The organism is Fibrobacter sp. UWB16, assembly GCF_900215325.1.
Taxonomy (GTDB): Bacteria; Fibrobacterota; Fibrobacteria; order Fibrobacterales; family Fibrobacteraceae; genus Fibrobacter.
Map to the genome: position 1 here is coordinate 459,260 of NZ_OCMS01000001.1, position 17,016 is coordinate 476,275.

Sequence of the window (17,016 nt, forward strand, 5' to 3'; positions counted from 1 at the left end):
AAAAAAAACGAGCTGAAATAGCATAGGGACCGCAAGGTCCCTTTTACGTTTTTAGAAAAACTCTTCAAAAGCCTTAGCGTTTGCGTAAAGGTCGTTGCCACGCCAGTCAAAAAGTCCCGAGCCCCACGCACCGCCGATTGTCGGTTCCCAGAAGAACGAGCCGATCCAGCGGTTCATTTCGCGGACGGATTCACGAGTCTTTTGGCGGGATTTGTCGAAATTGTAGTGGTTATCGGAATCACCACCATTGTATTACGCAACGATAAATTCCAATTTTGAATACTTTGTCGTAATCGTATTGAACAAATTTTTCCACTTATCGGGTGTGCCGTCGCCGTATGCCGTGTAAGCGGAGAAGCCCATCACGTCAGCAGGGATTTTATAGTCATCAAAGATGACGCCCATCCACCACTTTACGGTTTCTTCTTTGCGGATGCTTTCGATGTGGAGCACCGTTTTCGTTGTCGGCGAAACATCCTTGACCGCCTTGATGCCCGCATTGAAATACTTGGCGGCATTTGCCTTGCCCGCCGATGTTCCCATATCGCCATTGACAGAAGTCGCAGCCTTATCGACACCATTTCCCCAACAGTCTGTTTTGCTGTTTGGCTTGTGGATCAAGATGCCTGGAGTCGTTTCATTGCCAACTTGCACCATGTCTGGCGTTGCACCAGCATTCTTAAGTGCAATCATCAAATCCTTGGTGTATGCGTACACGGAATCCGCCATCGCATTGGCATTATTCACGTTACGCCAGCGTTCGGGGATAATCTGCTTGCCAGGATCCGCCCAGACATCGCTGTAATGGATATCAACGAGAAGCCCCATGCCCGCCGCTTTGACTTTCTTGGCAAAAGCAACAACGTGGTCTTTGTCTCCATACGCTTCGGAATCATGACCGCAACCGCTCGCCGCATAGCCGTACTTTGCCTTGGGCGAAACAAACGTGCGCAAGCGAATGGAGTTAAATCCGTGATTTTCCAGGATTGTGAAGATGTCGCTTTCTTTGCCATCGACATCGTAGAACTTCGTATTATTTCGTTCGTATTCCTGGACTTCGGAAATATCGGCGCCATTGTAGAAATCAATTTTTATAGGTTGTGCAGAAGATGAATTGGGCGCTTGCGATGACGAGGATTCTATTGCAGAGGAGGGTTGCGACGCATTAGAAGACGACGAGGATTCTGTCACCGATGACTGAGCTTCGGACGAGGAGGAACTCTGCAACGTTTCAGACGACGTCGGTTCTACCGCAGACGATGTCGCCACGGCTGAAGACGATTCCGTCCCTGCCGACAAAGAAGTTTCCGAGGACGAGGGGCCACCCACATCTTGACTAGAGGACGATAAATTTTCAACAGACGACGAGGATTCTTGAGCCGAGGATTCCGGTACGCTAGAAGATGATTCCGGATCAAGTCCGGAATGACATGACGAAGATTCTTGCACAGACGAAGAACTCAAAGCATAAACAGGCGACGAAGCCGTATCGTCACCACAAGATTGCATTAGCAAAGCAACAGAAGCGCAAGACACGCACGCCGCAAGATTTTTCAAAAACTTCATACCAACCCAATCCTATTAAAGGAGATTTCCGCTCAGAGGCGGGAATGACATACATAAAAATACATCTTAATCGCTAATCCTCAAAATTTTAAATTGTAAAATTCCCGCATAAAAATTAAATTTCTAGCATGTTCAACGCGGATTTACTCACTTCGGCTAAAGTTCAGGATTTCATCAAGCTTGCAACCAAGAAAAAATTGGATGCATTGCAAGTTTCGACGCAGCTAGCCAAGGAATTCAGCAACGAAGAACGAGCCGTCATTATGGACTATATGGCTCTCGTGCCAAAATTTCGCGAAAAATTCGGAATCGAGAGTACCGCGTTCCTCCTTTGCGACAAACTAGCGCTGGAACAGAGCACAGCGCAAGATATCGGACGCTGGAAAGCTACGCTTTGGGAATGCGCTCGCCAAACGAACAAGAACAGTAGTGAAGGCACCCCCGTCGTACACGACCTTTGCTGCGGCATGGGCGGCGATTCCTTCTACCTGCCCAAGGACTTTTTGACCATCGGCGTGGACCTCGACGAAAACCGACTTGCAATGTTCCGCTACAACAGCAGCGTAATGCGAGGTGTCTCGCAAGAATCTAGCGACGCGCACACCATCCTCGCCGATGTCCGCGAAGTCACCAAAGAAAACGATTCCAAGAATGCGACGCTCGCCCGCCCCAAAGCCGACTATTTCACGATTGACCCTGCCCGCCGCGCGATTGAAGGCGAGAACCAGCGTGACCTGCGCAACCTCACGCCCACATTCGAAGAAGTCATCGAAATTTCGAAGCACTACAAAGGCGGCATGGCAAAAATTCCGCCCGGATACCCCATTTGCGAAATCCCGCAAGGCACAGAAATCCTGTACATCGGTTCTCGCACGGACTGCCGAGAATGTTTGGTACTGTTCGGCGAGCTCGCCAAGAATCCCGACCATGTCCGCGCCGTGATGGTCGACAAAACAGGGAACGAAATTGCCAACTGGACATTCGCCCGCGACGAAAAACGCGAAGCCCGCAACGAGAACGAGCAATCGCAATACGATCACAATTACGAACTCGAAGGGCGCGACCGCGTTTACCGCACATCGAGCAGCGAATCCGACTTGCCTCTTGGCGGAATTTCAAAGTTCATCGCGGAACCCGCACCAGTATTGCTCCGCAGCCACCTCTTTGGAGTGGTCGCCCTCGCGCACGACGAAACCACGCATCTGATTTCGCCGGGCATAGCTTACGTAACCAGCGAAAAACCACTCCCCTCGCCCGCCTTCGCCAACTACGAGATTTTGGAATCGTCCGAGATTTCGACAGGCGCCGTCCGCGCGATGCTCAAATCGCACGACATTGGAAAACTCACGCTCAAGTTGCGAGGCGTCAAAGTCGACCCCGATCAAGAAATCAAACGCCTCAAGCCCAAAGGCAAAAACAGCGCAACGTTATTCTACACACGTCTCGACGGCGAGAAAATCGCGATACTCGCGAATCCTGTAAAGGAGATGCCCGCCTCCGCGGGCATGACAAGCGGCGGAGCCGTTCCTAAAACCTATAACCAAACACCTACAACCTAACCATGTCCGTAAAACTTGAACAATCTTGGCTAAAACTGCTCGCCGACCAGTTCGAACAGCCGTATTTTAAGCAAATCAAGGCAAAACTTTTGCAGGAACACGCGGAACATCACGTGGTGTATCCCCCCGGACCGCAGATTTTTGCGGCCCTAGACTATTGCCCCGTCGATAAAGTCAAGGCCGTCATCATCGGACAAGACCCGTACCACAATCCAGGTCAGGCTCACGGGCTTTGCTTCTCGGTGCCGTTTGGAATCGAGCCGCCGCCATCCCTCGTGAACATTTTCCAGGAACTCCACGATGACCTCGGCATCACACCGCCACCACACGGGAACTTGGAAGGCTGGGCTCACCAGGGAATTTTGCTTTTAAACGCATCGCTCACGGTGCGCGCCCACATGGCGGCAAGCCACGCAGGCATTGGCTGGCAGCAGTTCACGGACACGATTATCCAGCGTCTTTCGCAAGTCCGCGAAAACCTCGTCTTTTTGCTCTGGGGTAGTTTCGCCATCAAAAAGCAAGTGCTCATCGCGCCCAATCGCGGTCACCTGATTCTCACCGCGCCGCACCCGAGCCCGCTTTCGGCATACCGCGGATTCTTCGGTTGCAAGCACTTCAGCAAAGCAAACGCTTACCTTGTCAGCAAAGGACTTGAACCCATCGACTGGAGCATTAAATAGACGAGAGAACGCCGCAAGCGGCTACAGACGAGAGAATTTAGTAGGAGAATCATATGGCAAAGAACTGCAATGAAGAAAAGCACAACGAAGAAAACCGCAATAAAGTCATCGTCAAGACTAGCGTTGTCGGGATTGTCACGAACGTCATTCTCGCGAGTGTCAAGGCGGTTATCGGCCTTATGGCGAACTCCATCGCTGTCGTTCTCGACGCCGTAAACAACCTCTCGGACGCGCTCTCGTCCATCATCACGATTGTCGGCAACAAACTCTCGCGAAAATTGCCCAACGAAAAGCACCCGCTCGGTTACGGCCGCATTGAATACCTGACCGCCATGGTCATCGCCTCCATCGTGATTTACGCGGGCATCACCTCTTGTGTGGAATCCATCAAAAAAATCATCCACCCCGAAGAAGCCGATTACTCCACCATTTCACTAGTCATCATCGCCATCGCCGTAGTCGTGAAAGTCGTCCTCGGGCGTTACGTGAAATCGCAAGGCGAACGCGTGGATTCCGGTTCGCTCATCGCCTCCGGCTCCGATGCACTCTTTGACGCCATCCTCTCCCTTTCCGTTCTCGCCTCGGCACTCATCTTCATTTTCACGGGTCTCTCGCTCGAAGCCTACGTTGGCGTCCTCATTTCCATATTCATTATCAAAGCCGGCTTTGAAATGTTGAAGGACACCGTGAGCGACTTGCTCGGCAAGCAAAACGACAGCGAACTCACCAAGCAAATCAAAAGCCTCATCCGCAGCGAAGAAGGCATCCACGGCGCATACGACCTCGTCATCAACGATTACGGTCCCGAAAAGAAACTCGCCTCCGTGCACGTAGAACTCCCCGACACAATGACTGTTGCCGACCTGGATTCCCTCACGCGCAAGCTCGAAAAGAAGGTCTATCGCGAAACAGGAGTCATCCTCACCGCTATCGGCGTTTACTCTTACAATACCCAAAACGACGAATCCGCCAAAATCCGCGACACGATTTTAGACAAAGTCAAGTCACACGATTGGGCGCTCCAGATGCACGGTTTTTATGTAGATATCGAAGCCAAGGAAATGCGCTTTGACGTGGTCATCAAATTCGGCGTGAACGCCCAGGAAGCCCTCGATACAATCAAGAGCGAAGCAGCTGAGCTTTACCCCGACTTCACGATACAGGTTTCACCCGATATCGATTTGGGATAATATTCAAGTTTTACTGGATCCTTCACCCATAAAGGGTTCAGGAAGACATTGCAAATTGTTATATTTGCGGCATGACTCACAAGAACTCATTGGCACGTGTCGTCCTCTTTATTTTTGTCGGCCTCATTTTAGGCGGCATCATGAGCGAAGCTCTCGGAGCTTTGTTTGGCGAACTCGGAGTCCTCTTGAACGCCGGTGGATACGATAACAGCGTTCACCACATTTTTACTGCGGCTGCCGATTACAGTATCGGTTTTTCTGGCGATACCCCGCAGCCCGTCGTCATTGATTTGTACCTCGTCAAATTTGCGCTTGGTTTTGGCTTCAAGGTGAATGCCCTAAGTGCAGTTGGCATGGGTTTAGCTCTTTACATCATGAAATGGTCCGGAGAAAGATAATGCAGACTATTCAGGAACTTCAGGCTCAACTGGCTAACGGCAGCACCACTGCCGAAAAGCTCGCTCAGGCTTCCCTCGAAAAAATTGAATCTACAAAGAATTTGAACGCCTATATTTCGGTGCTGAACGACCGCGCTCTCGAACGCGCTAAGGAAAGCGACAAGCGCCGCGCCGAAGGCAAATCTCTGGGCGCCCTCGATGGCATCCCGGTCGCCGTGAAGGACAACATGTGCTTGACCGGCACCCGCACCACGGCCGCCTCCAAGATTCTCGATAACTTTGTTGCCCCCTACACTGCAACAGCACTTGAAAAACTCGAAGCCGCAGGCGCCATCATCGTCGGCAAGACGAACATGGACGAATTTGCCATGGGTTCCAGCAACGAAACCTCTTACTACGGCCCAGTCAAGAATCCGCTCGACGAATCCCGCGTTCCGGGTGGTTCCTCGGGTGGTTCCGCAGTCGCCGTCGCCTCTGGCACGGTTCCTTGCGCTCTCGGTTCCGACACGGGTGGATCTATCCGCCAGCCGGCAGCCTGCACGGGCGTTGTCGGTTTGAAGCCGACCTACGGCCGCGTTTCCCGTTACGGCCTCCTCGCCTACGCAAGCTCTCTTGACCAGATTGGTCCGTTCGGTGCAACCGTCCGCGACTGCGCAACGCTCCTCGGTGCGATTTGCGGTATCGACCCGCACGACAACACCACGAGCACACGCCCGACCGAAGACTTTACTGCAAAGCTCGGCACTGGCGTTAAGGGCAAGGTCATCGGCGTTCCGAAGGAATACTTTGGCGAAGGCCTCGATGCAGAATGCAAGGCCGCCATCGAAAACATGCTTAAGAAGATGGAAGCCGAAGGCGCCACGATCAAGGAAGTGAGCCTCCCGCACATCAGCTACGCAGTGTCCAGCTACTACATCATTGCAACGGCAGAAGCTAGTTCCAACCTCAGCCGCTACGACGGCGTGCGTTACGGCTACCGCAGTCCCGAAGCTCGTAAGCTTTTCGACCTTTACGCCAAGTCCCGCAGCGAAGGTTTCGGCAAGGAAGTGCAGCGCCGCATCCTCCTCGGAAGCTACGTTCTCTCCGCCGGTTTCTATGACGCTTACTACGTGCAGGCCCAGAAGGTTCGCCGCCTCATTACGGACGACTTCACCGAAGCATTCAAGACTTGCGACGTGATTGCAAGCCCGACGATGCCGGGTCTCCCGCTCAAGTGCGGCATGAACGAATCCGATCCGATGGCCGTTTACCTCTCCGACATCTACACCGTTAGCTTGAACCTCGCCGGTCTCCCGGGCGTGAGCGTTCCGTGCGGTATGGCAGGCGGACTCCCGGTTGGCCTCCAGTGGATTGGCAAGCCGTTCCAGGAAGCAGACTTGCTCGCAGTCGCCGAAGCAACCGAGCGTTTGAACAAGTAAAATATCGCGGTTTCCAAAAGCCGCGATACTCGCAAAAAACGACGCCCTTCAAGGCGCCGTTTTTGTTTTTTGAGCAATTTTTAAAATTGAGCGTTTCTAATCCCAGACACTCTTCTTCGGAGCCTCTTTACGAGGCGTTGTAGCCCTTTTCTCTTTCCAATTAGCGTCGGCACGTACAGAGCAATAAGCACAATCAAGAACAGGCGTATCCTCGAACAATTTCTTAACGGCAATTTCCATAAGGTTTTCCCAGTTGGATCTTGAAACACCAAAAGCATACTGTTCAACAGCCCCCAAGGAGCCATAGCCTAAACGCTCATGAGTTTTGCCATCATAAAAACCATAGTTACCCAACATCGTCAAGACGCCTTCGTGCAGTAAAAGTCCAAGCAAGCCCAATCCCCCACCTGTAAGCACAGAATTGATTTGAATGGAATCGACAAACAAATAGACATCAGCATCTGGCAAAGCTAATCGCTCATCATCAATAGCAAAAACATCCCTATCGTTTATCATCACTCCGGATTCACCCATATAAAAATTATTTGCACCCGAAATGCCCAACGGATAGGCAACAACAGAAACATGCATCCGAGAATGATCATTAAAATCTTCGGCCTTAGCCTCAATGTTTCTCTTTAATTCTGCAGACATCCACACCGGAAAAGAATTAACATACTCCGGCAAGTCATCTTCAATATCGTCTGTATTAGCAACAACCGGATTTGTAAAAATCACAGCTATTGTCGCAGGGCGCCAATTCCAATTTTCAGAAATAACAACCCTCGGACTACACCCAGTCAAAAGCAACAGTACCAAAACCACAAAAATAAGTTTTGTTCGATTCATACCAACTCCTTTTTAAAACAAATTCCCAAACGAATTAATTTCGTTTGGGTGTTATATTTATAACAAATATACAAAAACTTATTTCTTCCGATGTTCGTACAGATAAAGATTCGCCTCCGGCACCGCCAAATCAGAACCTTTTAAAATCCATTCGTCATCGGTACCGCTACGATAAGTAACAACTACACTGTAACTTTTTTCTGATTGCAGAACTTCCTTCGGAACAGTCCAGAAGTTTTCCGTCCCGACGACAAATTCAAGCGGATAAGTCTTGTCGCCATCGACCTCGTTGAACACGATTTTGCGGACAGCATCTTTCGGGTTACGGACCTGTATAATGCTCCAAAATTCGCTCGCTCCTTCCTTGACCCAAATGGATGTGGAATCGCCCCACACACCCTCGACACCTTCGCAGCTCACGAATTCCCATTCACCGTAATAGCGGCCGACCTGGATTCCCATGATGTCGCTAGCGGGCGCACCGCCCAAATCCACACCGCAGTTTGCATCCGGGCAACGGTCCGTAATGCGCACAGTCACCTCTTTCCAGCCATCCGGCGTCTTCGCCTTCACGTGAACGCAGCCGCCACATGCCATGCCACCATCCCACGGGCCCTTATCATCCCCAGGAGAAACATTCACGTGGATGGCCGCATAATACTGGATATTCGTCTGTCCATAATTGCAGGCGCCGCCAAGGCTCGTTTCTTTCGCAGTGATGCTCCCGTAAGTTGTCACAGAGCCCTTACCGCCGTTTTCCACAAGCGTCGGGTCTGCCGCAGTAAAGCTATCACAGTTCGTGCAAACACCGCTATCCGACGAACCGGCAGGTTTCTCGGAAGAACTTGAGGACGCGCGATTGCTCGAAGACTCAGCGACCTTCTCAGAAGAAGAAGATTCCGCGAGCGTTCCCGAGCTCGAACTTTCAACTTTTTTCGCAGACGAGGAATCCGCGAACTTCACTGACGAAGAACTCACGGACTTCTCCGAACTGGAACTTGCGAGTTTTTCAGAAGACGAAAACACTTGCGAAGAAGATGTATCCTCGCCCACAGCCGCAGGCGAACTGTCAGAATCACCGCACGCCACAAGCGCAAACGGCACCGCAAGCAAACCTGCGAGCAATGAAGCCATAACAGCAACCGAAGTAAAACGATCATTCAACTTCATAACACTAATATATATCAAAAAAACGCAGCCTGGCGAAGCTGCGATCCTTATTTAAAACTGCGCAATTGGAGTTTTCTCGATCATGTGTAAAATCAATTCTCGTAAAACATTTACCCAGTCATGCTCGATTACCCGTTCCTTGGAACATTGATCTTCATCCAAGCGTCCAAAATCCATTCGTTTTCCAGCCTTTGCATCATAAAAAGCGTATGAAGCCGAAATCTTGACGCAGTTGTTTGTTCGATACCCCATAACCGGGATTGGAAAAGCAGGCGTGCTTAACCCCGAATTATAAAGATTCAAGTTCTGGTAAGACTTCATTTCGATACTGTCTAGCACAAAATAAACTTCGGCACCGTCAGACATCGAAACCGGCTTTGGCACACGAAGACTATCGCCATCCAAGACCTCTACAGAATACGTGACTCTGTCTTTCGAGATACCATCCAGTTTATAATGAACATTCGAGTTAAACTTAAGCGTATTGTCCACATTGCTCGAGAACCACTCCTTCATTTTTTCCATATTTTCAGACATCATGAGCGTGTCTCTCGAATCCACAGTTTTTTCGGAAAATGTTGACATTTCAGAAGCATCATTCACACTTGTATAAAACCACGGGAAAACGGTCCATTCCTTAGAGTCTTCAGAATCTTTTTCTTTGTTCAAAACTACAGGTTCCGTAAACAAAACGTTCATACTAGCCGGTTTTTGTGTCCAGGACGCATCCTTGTGTTGTTTTGTCCCTGAACAGCCCAAAATTGCAGTTGCAAGAACCATAGGAATCATCAACTTCACTAATCTCATTTTCAACTCCTTCTAAAATTTGTTCGAAAAAAAATATAACAAAAATCCGGCACGCTTTTTGCGCACCGGTTTTTCACCAAAGTAACTTCAGCGAGTTCAGGATGACACTCTAGCAAGCCAATCAAGCACAACGTGCAATGACAAACTAGAATAGATGGCGGATCAAGTCCGCCATGACGACATCACGACGTTAAAATTAGTCGCCCGTTCTGTAGTTCGGAGCTTCCTTCGTGATGGTCACATCGTGCGGATGAGATTCACGGAGGCCTGCGCCCGTAATACGGACAAACGTTGCCTTCTTGTAGAGTTCTTCAAGGTTTGCAGCACCGGCATAACCCATAGCAGAGTGGATACCGCCAATGAGCTGGTAAACGGTGTCGCGGAGCGGTCCCTTGTACGGAACACGGCCTTCGATGCCTTCCGGAACAAACTTGCGCGGTTCCTGAACGCCACCCTGGAAGTAACGGTCAGCAGAGCCAGCCTTCATGGCGCCGAGAGAGCCCATGCCGCGGTAGCTCTTGTAGCTACGGCCATCAGCGAGGATGACTTCGCCCGGAGCTTCTTCGGTACCGGCAAAGAGAGAGCCCACCATCACAGCGTGACCGCCAGCAGCCAAAGCCTTGACGATATCGCCAGAGAACTTGAGGCCACCGTCAGCGATAATCTTCACGCCGACCTTGCGAGCCATCTTGCCGCATTCCACGACAGCGGAGAACTGCGGGTAACCGACACCAGCAATGATACGGGTCGTGCAGATGGAACCCGGACCGATACCCACCTTGACGATGTTGGCACCGCACTTGGCGAGTTCTTCGACAGCTTCCGGCGTGCAAACGTTACCGGCGCAAATCGTGAGCTTCGGATATTTCTTGCGAACGGTCTTCACCATGTTGCGCACACCGATGTGGTGGCCGTGAGCCGTATCGATAATCAACAGGTCAACGCCTGCGTCCACGAGGGCAGCAACGCGTTCAAGAGTATTTGCAGAAGTGCTGACAGCAGCACCGACGAGCAACTGACCATTCTTGTCAAGGCTTGCGTTCGGGTTGTTTTCGCGCTTCAAGATGTCCGTCATCGTGATGAGGCCCTTCAAAGCACCAGAAGCGTCCACGAGCGGGAGCTTTTCAATGCGCTTTTCGGCGAGGATTTCCTTCGCCTTGGCGAGGCTCACCTTCGGGCTTGCCGTCACAGGATCCTTGGTCATGACCGTGCTGATTTTCACGTTCATGTCGCTAACGGTGCGGAGGTCGCGGCTCGTGAGCATACCGACGAGCTTACCCTTGGAGAGAATCGGGAAACCGCTCACCTTGTTGCGAGCACGCTGTTCAAAAGCAGCAGACACCGGTTCATCGGCATCAAGCGTCACCGGATTGGTCACAATACCGGACTGCCAGCGCTTGACCTTGCGAACTTCTTCGGCCTGGTCTTCAATGGACATATTCTTGTGGATAATGCCGAGGCCACCCTGCAAAGCAAGGGAAATAGCCAACGGAGCCGTCGTAACGGTATCCATTGCAGCACTGATGATAGGAATGTTCAGCTTGATATTCGGGGCGAGCTGGGTGCTCACATCCGTCTGAGCCGGAAGAACAGAAGATTCAGCGGGAACGAGTAAGACGTCATCAAACGTCAAAGCTTCTGGCAAAAGTTTCATAAAGTACCTCTTTTGCGCATAGAATATAGTAATTTTCGGTTTTAAATCCTAGTTCTTTTGCGCTAGAAATATGTAAAAAAGAGCGTTTTGGCGATGAGCGGTAAATTACGAGCGATGAATTAGCGCTCGACAGCAATCGTCTTGGCAAAGGCCCCACGCTTGACCAGATAAACGGACGAGCGGGCGAACTTGCTTTCTACAGCCTGCTTAAGCGACACACCATTCTTCAGCTCAACCCTGCCGAGGAAATTCCCCTGCATATCGAACACTTGATAAATCCCAGCCTTGTCAAAGCGCTGTACCGTAAACGGAATCGCATCGGTCCCCGAACTCGAAGAACCGCCAACACTGCTCGAAGATTCTGCGAGCACATCCGATGACGAACTCGGCACAGTTTCAGAGGAACTCGACGCCACAGAACTTGAACTTAAAGCAACAGAACTGGACGACGGAACTTCTTCACCTTTGACGTAAACCTTTATGTGCGGGAAATCAGCCGTACCGGAAACGCCGTTTCCCATGCTTCCGGCTTCGCCAAGGACCTTGGCTTCGTAGAGTTTTCCCATCTCCATGCCCAGCTTTTCCCACTGTCTCATGTGAGCGCTAATATTGATGATACCGCAATCACGGGCATTTTCACGAATGCTGAAATACTGCAAAAAAGTCGTATTGCCTTTGGTCTTGATGGCGGGGCCCGTATGTTCTCCCCAATAAACGGAGTATTTGGCACCATCGATTGTGTAATCGCCCATCTTATGGCTAGCGACCCAATCACCAGGCCTCCACCCTGTCAGCCAGTTATCGACAACATAATATTCAACCAGCTTACTCGGGGATTTCGAAACTTCTTCCATCCAACCGTAGACACCGACATAGGAGTAATCGGCACCATTGATATTCTGTTTCACGAGCTTGAATTCCGCAAGCATATCGCCGCCAAGTTCGTTATACTTCTTGTCGCTATCGAACGAAAGCCCCGCACGGCAAAGGTAGTCTCCAGCATTCTGGAAAGAACATGCCATGGATCCATCTTCATAAATTGTAAGCGAACCTGAAGTAGCCCTGTCGTACCAAAGCTCGTAACCGACACCGTTGTACGAGCTCACTTCGTTCCCGTTCACTTTTTTGCTTGCACCAGTATGTTTGGCCGAGCTGCAGAAATCCTGCGCAAAAGCAGCCACCGAAAGTCCCATACCGAAAGCGATAATGACCATTTTATTCATTATGCGTTTCTCCACCAAAAGTTTAATTTCAATATAATAACTTTTAGGGTTCTTTCACGCAGCGGACACTGTTCTTGCGGCTTTTAAGTTCACTACGTGAACCCAATGAAAAATACTGTGCTTGCAGATAGTCCATTGGAGAATATTCAGCCACAAACGCAATGGCAAACAAATCGTCTTCCGTAGATTCACTGGATGTCCACCACATTTTAAAGGAATGCGCCCCATCAATGAGATGCATTTGATGCCCGTCCGTTGATGGGATCCTCCAACCGCCCAATTTTTTCTGCAAATTATTCCATTCATCCACAGTCGGGAGCCTCCACCCCTCAGGGCACTGTGCCTCCGCCCATGTAAACGTGGTATCGCCCAAATCGTCAATCATCCAATAAAGGCCGGCCGCCTTGCTATAGGCATAGCGTTTGCCATCACGTTCATCCTCAAGCGTATCGGTAAACACCTCCCACTTATTCGACATGCAGACATAACCATATTTATCCGTATCTTCAAGCGAGCCTTCATTTTCATTTGTACACAAACCAACTTGTTTTTCGACATCCAAAGCATAACGCCACGAACCTAAATCGCAAACAATCAAAGAAGACTCTACACTTCCCGGCGTTATAAAATAATCCGCGCTATCGCATTTGATTCCATAAGAATTAGCTTCCAAACTATTCGCAACACGCCAATAGTACTCTGAATTGGTCACCGTACCCACCAAGAAATCCTGCGCACACGTATAATATTCGTCATAACGCGTTTTTCCAACAGTCCCTAGATGTTCCTTATCGCACTTTTCAAGACCAAACTCACTACGCCAAAAATTTTCAACAACCTCTTCAAATTCGGGAATCATACCATGGTACGCAACCGAGCTCATGTCAAAACTGGTGCCATAAATACTTTTCCAACGATTGAAACTAGAGCGGAAGCGATTCAAATCTGGTGATAAATAAATATCTCCCGAAATTCTAACAACCCCACTATTAAATGCCGTTTGGGCCATTTTATAGATTATGGTATCATTAACAATTTTACCATCCTTAGCAAAAAAATCTGAAAAAGCATATATTGTCGCTTTATATATATTAAAAATGACGGTCAACCCCATCAAAGCTTGGTCACCCAAACTATCTCCAAAAAGGCTCCAGTCTTCGGCAAAGTAAGCATCGTTGCTTTTTTTCATCGTAATATGGAAGATTTCAAAGAGTTCTTTTTCGGCTTGCTTTTTAGCCTCTGCAAACGAAAGTTTATCATCACGAACAAGTTTTCGGACGCGATCAAATTCCAAATGAGTCAACAGATTTATGTTTACCGAATCACGAGAATCCAAATCAGTAATAGCATATAAAGTATATTCTTTTTCTTCCGGCATACTGTTATAGTAGCTCAGAACATCCCCCGTTACCGAAATCTGAACATACCTAGACTTTAGCGAATCAACCTCAACAGAATAGCGACTAAATCCGCCATCCACTATTCCTGTAAAAGTTTCCCCAATCGGTTCCAAAGTAGATTCATCCAATGCCGTCAACTGAACAACGGAACCATCGACAAAAGGCGTTCTTTGAGCAAAACCATGAATTGTCCGAACAGCAGTCTTTTGGCTACTACTCGATGCGTCAAGAGAAAATTCACCAGGTTCTGCACTGCTCGACAAGCTGCTAGAACTGATTTCGTTTTGAGCATCCGGACCAATGGCATTACCATTATTATCGCCAGCACAAGCTGTCAACAAAACAGCCACCAGAAACAACGCGCCCAAATAGCAGTAAGCCTCATCCTTGCAACAAAACAATTTCATACTCTTTGTCCCCTTAACATTTGTCTTAAATATACAATTTAAGGGATAAAAAAGAACCTCGACAAGTTCATCACCAGTCGAGGTCATAATATTTTTGTTGCATCCGTTGCATATAACGGCTTTACTTTCCGTTATAGCGCTCCATGCACTTTTCAATACCGAGTTTAAAATAGCATTCTACGAGTGCGGGGACTTTTGCAATCGCTTCATCGAATTTCGGGCGGTCTTCGGGCGAGAACTTCGCCAAGACCCAGTTGCTGAGGTCAAATTTCGGAGGGCATTTGCCTACGCCAAAACGGATGCGCGGGAACTTGTCGCCCACATGTTCAATGATATTGCGGAGCCCGTTCTGACCGCCGTGGCTGCCGTCCTTGCGGCAACGGATACGGCCTACATCCAAATTAATATCATCGCTAAAAACGAGCAAATGATCAACCTTGACCTTGTACCACGTCATAAGCGCCTGAACCGCTTCGCCGGAGAGGTTCATGTAAGTCTGCGGCTTCACGAGGAGGCATTCCTCTCCTGCAATGTTCACCTTCATGGTGAGCGCCTTGTGTTCCGATTTCCAGTCCTTGCTCGGGTCAGCGAGCTTTTCAACTGCCATAAAACCGGCATTGTGGTGCGTGTTCGAATACTGCGTTCCAGGATTTCCAAGACCGACGATTAAATACATAATAAAACCTTAAAAAATATCGTTACTTTTCCGCATCGAGTTCGCTATACGCTTTCGCAGCGTTCGCACGGACTTCATCAGCATTGCTATCCTGTTGTTTGACAGGTTCAGAACTAGCACACCCAAGAAGGGCGATAAAAGAAAGGCAAGATAAAAGCTTGAGTAATTTCATAACTTAAAATATAGATTTTTCAACGAAAAAAGACCCGCCCCAATCGGAGCAGGTCTCTTAAAGCCTTTCAGCTTGTTGCCAGAATTAGTTGGCAGCCGGAGCAGCAGCGGCAGCGGCGTCAGCAGCCGGAGCAGCAGCAGCATCCTTCTTCTTGGACTTAGAAGAAATCGTGAAGATAACGGTGCGCGGGCCAGAAGCGAGCGTAACGTTTTCCGGGAGCTTGAAATCCTTAGCGTAGAAGGTCACGTTCGTTTCGAAGTTGGAGATGTCCAATTCGAGAACAGACGGGATGCTTGCCGGCTTAGCAGCGAGCATGAGATAACGAGCTTCCTGAGAGAAGAGACCGCCCTGAGTCTTCACGCCAACCGGGAGACCGGAAAGCTTGACCGGGATGCGAACCTTAACGAATTCGTCATCAGCGATCTTGATGAAGTCAACGTGCGTGATCTTCTGGGTGAGAGCGTCCTTCTGGACACTGTAGACGAGAGCCGGATTGCCAGCCTTGCCATCGATTTCGAGGTCAAGAAGCGTGTAACGCTTGCCCGGAGCAAGAACCTTGCGCAAGTCGATTTCGCTGACGCTGATGTTCTTAGCTTCGATACCCTTACCATAATAGACGGCCGGAATCTGACCAGCCTTACGCAAACGGGCGTTGTCGCGGTTTGCACCTAGCACTCTCGAGGCAGCTTTGAGCGTTGTGAGTTCCATTGTGTTATCTCCATTAGATAAAAAAATTCATTGGGGTAGCAGGATTCGAACCTACGAATAACGGAATCAAAATCCGTTGTCTTACCACTTGACGATACCCCAATGGTGCGACAAAGATAGTAAAAAAGTCCCTTTTGTCAAAGACAAACGTGCAAAAAAAGAGCTGAAAAAAGTCATTTTTCGCACATTTTGACAAAAAAGCGGCACTACCTATGCCAGAATTTGGTGACGGTCTGGTAGCGGGAAATCGGCTTTAGAACGGCGGCAGCCTTTTCTGCGAGTTCCTTGGTCTTGAAAATCCCGAAAACGGAAGCGCCCGAACCAGACATCAAGGCGACATCGGCCCCAAGTTCAATGAATTTCTGCTTCATCTCGGCGACAAGCGGGTGCGTCGGGAAAACCGAGATTTCAAATGCGTTGAAATAGGAATCCGGATTCAGGAACTGCGGAATTGCAGACTGCACGCTTTGGGATTGCGCGGCTTTGAACTGCGCGGCATCTTGAGCATTCCAAGCAGCCTTGTACTGTTCCCAGCGGTCCGGGCCAGACTTCGGGACTCCGGCATAGGCATCCTTCGTCGGAACAGAATCGAGCGGAGTCGCAATGAGGAGCGCAGCCCCTTCCGGGAGGTCCAGCGGTTCCACAAACGTCAAACGCTCGCCGATACCTTCGGCAAAAGCGGTCCCGCCACGAACGAGGAACGGCACATCGGCGCCAAGACGAGCACCAATGGATTCCAAAGTTTCAAACGAGAGGTTCAAGTTCCACAAGTTGTTGAGCAAGCGGAGCGTTGCCGCAGCATCTGCACTGCCACCGCCAAGGCCAGCTCCAAGCGGCATGACCTTCGTAAGATGGATGTCGGCACCAAGGTTGCACTTTGCAAATTCCTTGAGCGCTTTGGCTGCCTTGAACACAAGGTCCAATTCCAGCGGGTAATTCTGCGGTTCGTTATACGTCAGGTGGATTTCGCCATCTTCGCGAAGTGTCGCTTCGACCGTATCACCAGCGTCGACGGTTTGGAAAACAGTTCCCAAATCGTGGTAACCGTCTTCGCGCTTGCGGATAACATCTAAAAACAAATTGATTTTTGCAGGAGCGTATTCTTTCATAGTCAATAGTCGTTAGTCAGTAATCTTTTC

General features: G+C 49.6%; 17 protein-coding genes and 1 tRNA gene. 5 read left to right on the forward strand and 13 right to left on the reverse strand.

Annotated elements, in window-relative coordinates; genetic code table 11:
- Positions 1-51: 51 nt before the first annotated feature.
- Together CRN95_RS15050 and CRN95_RS01935 are read right to left on the reverse strand one after the other, a co-directional pair.
- On the reverse strand, positions 52-177 hold the full coding sequence (locus CRN95_RS15050; RefSeq protein WP_255405556.1) for a hypothetical protein: 126 nt from the start codon (positions 175-177) through the stop codon (positions 52-54).
- Positions 178-252: 75 nt separating this feature from the next.
- A complete protein-coding gene (locus CRN95_RS01935) occupies positions 253-1,566 on the reverse strand; it encodes a glycosyl hydrolase 53 family protein (protein ID WP_235002817.1) in 1,314 nt (437 codons plus the stop codon).
- A 128-nt stretch (positions 1,567-1,694) separates the two neighbouring features.
- On the opposite strand from CRN95_RS01935, the gene CRN95_RS01940 reads away from it, so the two are divergent.
- The 5 genes from CRN95_RS01940 (at position 1,695) to gatA (ending at position 6,811) form a co-directional block, all read left to right on the forward strand.
- Entirely contained in the window at positions 1,695-3,125 is a 1,431-nt protein-coding gene (locus CRN95_RS01940; protein ID WP_235002818.1) for a class I SAM-dependent methyltransferase, read from the forward strand.
- 2 nt (positions 3,126-3,127) lie between these two features.
- The gene (ung, locus tag CRN95_RS01945) at positions 3,128-3,805 is read left to right on the forward strand and encodes a uracil-DNA glycosylase (protein ID WP_088630321.1); all 678 of its coding nucleotides are present in this window, start codon (positions 3,128-3,130) and stop codon (positions 3,803-3,805) included.
- A gap of 53 nt (positions 3,806-3,858) precedes the next feature.
- Complete coding sequence (locus CRN95_RS01950; protein ID WP_097019961.1) at positions 3,859-4,995, forward strand: cation diffusion facilitator family transporter; 1,137 nt, start codon at positions 3,859-3,861, stop codon at positions 4,993-4,995.
- Between the two features lie 71 nt (positions 4,996-5,066).
- Positions 5,067-5,393, forward strand: a complete 327-nt coding sequence (locus CRN95_RS01955) for a DUF4321 domain-containing protein (RefSeq protein WP_073423078.1) — start codon at positions 5,067-5,069, stop codon at positions 5,391-5,393.
- On the forward strand, positions 5,393-6,811 hold the full coding sequence (gene gatA / locus CRN95_RS01960; RefSeq protein ID WP_073423080.1) for an Asp-tRNA(Asn)/Glu-tRNA(Gln) amidotransferase subunit GatA: 1,419 nt from the start codon (positions 5,393-5,395) through the stop codon (positions 6,809-6,811). The genes CRN95_RS01955 and gatA overlap by 1 nt, the downstream gene beginning before the upstream one ends.
- Positions 6,812-6,907: 96 nt before the next feature.
- Here gatA and CRN95_RS01965 read toward each other — a convergent pair whose 3' ends face one another.
- The 11 genes from CRN95_RS01965 to ispE form a co-directional block, all read right to left on the reverse strand.
- The gene (locus CRN95_RS01965; RefSeq protein ID WP_088630324.1) at positions 6,908-7,660 is read right to left on the reverse strand and encodes a hypothetical protein; all 753 of its coding nucleotides are present in this window, start codon (positions 7,658-7,660) and stop codon (positions 6,908-6,910) included.
- A 78-nt stretch (positions 7,661-7,738) separates the two neighbouring features.
- Complete coding sequence (locus CRN95_RS01970) at positions 7,739-8,830, reverse strand: expansin-like protein (protein ID WP_097019962.1); 1,092 nt, start codon at positions 8,828-8,830, stop codon at positions 7,739-7,741.
- A 51-nt stretch (positions 8,831-8,881) separates the two neighbouring features.
- Positions 8,882-9,637 (reverse strand): hypothetical protein, encoded by a 756-nt coding sequence (locus CRN95_RS01975; protein WP_088630326.1) that lies wholly within the window; start codon positions 9,635-9,637, stop codon positions 8,882-8,884.
- 196 nt (positions 9,638-9,833) lie between these two features.
- Positions 9,834-11,291 carry an IMP dehydrogenase gene (gene guaB / locus CRN95_RS01980; RefSeq protein ID WP_073423085.1) on the reverse strand — a complete coding sequence of 486 codons (1,458 nt, stop codon included), beginning with the start codon at positions 11,289-11,291 and terminating at the stop codon, positions 9,834-9,836.
- Positions 11,292-11,410: 119 nt separating this feature from the next.
- Positions 11,411-12,514: a glycoside hydrolase family 11 protein gene (locus tag CRN95_RS01985; RefSeq protein WP_235002819.1), complete on the reverse strand. Its 1,104-nt coding sequence runs from the start codon at positions 12,512-12,514 to the stop codon at positions 11,411-11,413.
- Positions 12,515-12,557: 43 nt separating this feature from the next.
- Positions 12,558-14,321, reverse strand: a complete 1,764-nt coding sequence (locus tag CRN95_RS01990; protein ID WP_097019964.1) for a hypothetical protein — start codon at positions 14,319-14,321, stop codon at positions 12,558-12,560.
- 121 nt (positions 14,322-14,442) lie between these two features.
- Positions 14,443-14,997, reverse strand: coding sequence for an aminoacyl-tRNA hydrolase (gene pth, locus CRN95_RS01995; RefSeq protein WP_015732305.1), 555 nt, complete (start codon positions 14,995-14,997; stop codon positions 14,443-14,445).
- 22 nt (positions 14,998-15,019) lie between these two features.
- Complete coding sequence (locus tag CRN95_RS14735; RefSeq protein ID WP_159462256.1) at positions 15,020-15,169, reverse strand: hypothetical protein; 150 nt, start codon at positions 15,167-15,169, stop codon at positions 15,020-15,022.
- A gap of 84 nt (positions 15,170-15,253) precedes the next feature.
- On the reverse strand, positions 15,254-15,877 hold the full coding sequence (locus CRN95_RS02000) for a 50S ribosomal protein L25 (protein ID WP_014547056.1): 624 nt from the start codon (positions 15,875-15,877) through the stop codon (positions 15,254-15,256).
- A gap of 30 nt (positions 15,878-15,907) precedes the next feature.
- Positions 15,908-15,979: transfer RNA gene (locus CRN95_RS02005), tRNA-Gln, on the reverse strand.
- Positions 15,980-16,083: 104 nt separating this feature from the next.
- A complete protein-coding gene (ispE, locus tag CRN95_RS02010; protein WP_097019965.1) occupies positions 16,084-16,986 on the reverse strand; it encodes a 4-(cytidine 5'-diphospho)-2-C-methyl-D-erythritol kinase in 903 nt (300 codons plus the stop codon).
- Positions 16,987-17,016: the final 30 nt, after the last annotated feature.

What these genes read in the sequence shown, in the direction of transcription:
- CRN95_RS14735 (WP_159462256.1), bottom strand. Translation starts at nt 15,169, where the DNA reads ATGAAATTACTCAAGCTTTTATCTTGCCTTTCTTTTATCGCCCTTCTT.
- CRN95_RS01940 (WP_235002818.1), top strand. Translation starts at nt 1,695, where the DNA reads ATGTTCAACGCGGATTTACTCACTTCGGCTAAAGTTCAGGATTTCATC.
- guaB (WP_073423085.1), bottom strand. Translation starts at nt 11,291, where the DNA reads ATGAAACTTTTGCCAGAAGCTTTGACGTTTGATGACGTCTTACTCGTT.
- CRN95_RS01965 (WP_088630324.1), bottom strand. Translation starts at nt 7,660, where the DNA reads ATGAATCGAACAAAACTTATTTTTGTGGTTTTGGTACTGTTGCTTTTG.
- CRN95_RS01955 (WP_073423078.1), top strand. Translation starts at nt 5,067, where the DNA reads ATGACTCACAAGAACTCATTGGCACGTGTCGTCCTCTTTATTTTTGTC.
- CRN95_RS01935 (WP_235002817.1), bottom strand. Translation starts at nt 1,566, where the DNA reads ATGAAGTTTTTGAAAAATCTTGCGGCGTGCGTGTCTTGCGCTTCTGTT.
- CRN95_RS01975 (WP_088630326.1), bottom strand. Translation starts at nt 9,637, where the DNA reads ATGAGATTAGTGAAGTTGATGATTCCTATGGTTCTTGCAACTGCAATT.
- CRN95_RS01985 (WP_235002819.1), bottom strand. Translation starts at nt 12,514, where the DNA reads ATGAATAAAATGGTCATTATCGCTTTCGGTATGGGACTTTCGGTGGCT.
- ung (WP_088630321.1), top strand. Translation starts at nt 3,128, where the DNA reads ATGTCCGTAAAACTTGAACAATCTTGGCTAAAACTGCTCGCCGACCAG.
- CRN95_RS01990 (WP_097019964.1), bottom strand. Translation starts at nt 14,321, where the DNA reads ATGAAATTGTTTTGTTGCAAGGATGAGGCTTACTGCTATTTGGGCGCG.
- ispE (WP_097019965.1), bottom strand. Translation starts at nt 16,986, where the DNA reads ATGAAAGAATACGCTCCTGCAAAAATCAATTTGTTTTTAGATGTTATC.
- CRN95_RS01950 (WP_097019961.1), top strand. Translation starts at nt 3,859, where the DNA reads ATGGCAAAGAACTGCAATGAAGAAAAGCACAACGAAGAAAACCGCAAT.
- CRN95_RS01970 (WP_097019962.1), bottom strand. Translation starts at nt 8,830, where the DNA reads ATGAAGTTGAATGATCGTTTTACTTCGGTTGCTGTTATGGCTTCATTG.
- CRN95_RS15050 (WP_255405556.1), bottom strand. Translation starts at nt 177, where the DNA reads ATGAACCGCTGGATCGGCTCGTTCTTCTGGGAACCGACAATCGGCGGT.
- pth (WP_015732305.1), bottom strand. Translation starts at nt 14,997, where the DNA reads ATGTATTTAATCGTCGGTCTTGGAAATCCTGGAACGCAGTATTCGAAC.
- gatA (WP_073423080.1), top strand. Translation starts at nt 5,393, where the DNA reads ATGCAGACTATTCAGGAACTTCAGGCTCAACTGGCTAACGGCAGCACC.
- CRN95_RS02000 (WP_014547056.1), bottom strand. Translation starts at nt 15,877, where the DNA reads ATGGAACTCACAACGCTCAAAGCTGCCTCGAGAGTGCTAGGTGCAAAC.